Source organism: Streptomyces sp. GC420, assembly GCF_009916105.1.
Lineage (GTDB): Bacteria > Actinomycetota > Actinomycetes > Streptomycetales > Streptomycetaceae > Streptomyces.
The window spans coordinates 1-1,218 of the sequence record NZ_JAAAXQ010000760.1 but is presented as its reverse complement, the minus strand read 5'-3'; the positions used below and the strand labels follow the sequence as shown (position 1 = coordinate 1,218).

2 protein-coding genes are annotated in these 1,218 nt (G+C 73.7%); both read right to left on the bottom strand.

What is annotated here, in order from left to right; translation table 11 throughout:
* Positions 1-25: 25 nt before the first annotated feature.
* On the bottom strand, positions 26-787 hold the full coding sequence (gene cbiQ / locus GUY61_RS38445; RefSeq protein ID WP_166634913.1) for a cobalt ECF transporter T component CbiQ: 762 nt from the start codon (positions 785-787) through the stop codon (positions 26-28).
* A gap of 7 nt (positions 788-794) precedes the next feature.
* The coding region (locus GUY61_RS38440) for a PDGLE domain-containing protein (protein ID WP_208106992.1) at positions 795-1,218 on the bottom strand (424 nt) is incomplete at its 5' end.

Below are 1,218 nucleotides of genomic sequence, written 5' to 3'. Positions count from 1 at the left end.
GACGGGGACGGGATCGGTTCGGTCGTCACAAGGTCCATCCCATCAGACAGACGGCGAGGGCCGCCGCCGGGAGGGCGGCCGCGTGTGCCCACTGCGCACGGGAGGCGCTCAGGTCGTCGATGACCGGGACGGTACCCGCGTACCCGCGGCTGATCATGGCGAGGTGCACCCGCTCGCCGCGCTCGTAGCTGCGGATGAACAGGGCACCGGCCGTCTTGGCGAGGACACCCCAGTGCCGGACGCCGCGCGCCTCGAATCCCCGTGAGGCGCGGGCGATGCGCATCCGCCGCATCTCGTCGGTGATGACGTCCCCGTACCTGATCATGAAGCCGGCGATCTGGACGAGCATCGGGGGTAGCCGCAGCCGCTGGAGGCCGAGGACCAGGGCGCGCAGTTCGGTGGTCGAGGCGAGGATCACGGAGGCGGCGACCCCGAGGGTGCCCTTGGCGAGGATGTTCCAGGCGGCCCACAGGCCGGACTCGGAGAGCCGCAGGCCGAGGACCTCGGTGGTCGGTCCCTCGGCGACGAAGGGCATGAGGACCGCGAAGGCCACGAACGGGATCTCGATCAGCATCCGTCCGAGCAGCACGCCGTACGGGAGCCGGGCCACGGCCGCGACGGCGGCGAGGAGGGCGGCGTACGCGCCGAACGCCCACATCGCCTCGCGCGGGGTGGCGACGACGGTGACGACGAAGGCGAGCACGGCCGCGATCTTGGTGTGCGGGGGGAGGCGGTGCACCGGGCCGGCGCCCGGGCGGTAGAGCTTGTGCACGTGTCCGGCACCCATGGCGTGATCAGACCGCCGCTTCCGTCTTGCCACCGGCAGCGGCGTCGGCCTGCGCCGGCACCCCTGCCGCTGCCCCTGCCGCACCGTCCCGGCCGTCGTGCTCGTCCCGGCCGTCTCGGGCGTTCCCGCGGTCCCGGCGGCGTACGACGAGGAAGACCCCGGACCCGACGGCGAGGGTGGCGCCGACGCCGATCACTCCGGCGAGGCCTCCGGACAGACGCTCGTTGCCGACGTTCTCGACGCCGTAGTCGGCGAGCGGCGAGTCGGCGGTGCCGTGCTCCTCGGTCTTCTCGTCGATGCCGTGGTCGGCGGCGACCTTCTCCAGGCCGTCGGGGCTTGCCGAGGCGTAGAAGCTGAGGACGCCCGCGCACAGCAGGGCCGCCGCCAGCCCCGCCAGCAGGGGGCGGCGCGTGGAGCGGACGGCACCGGGG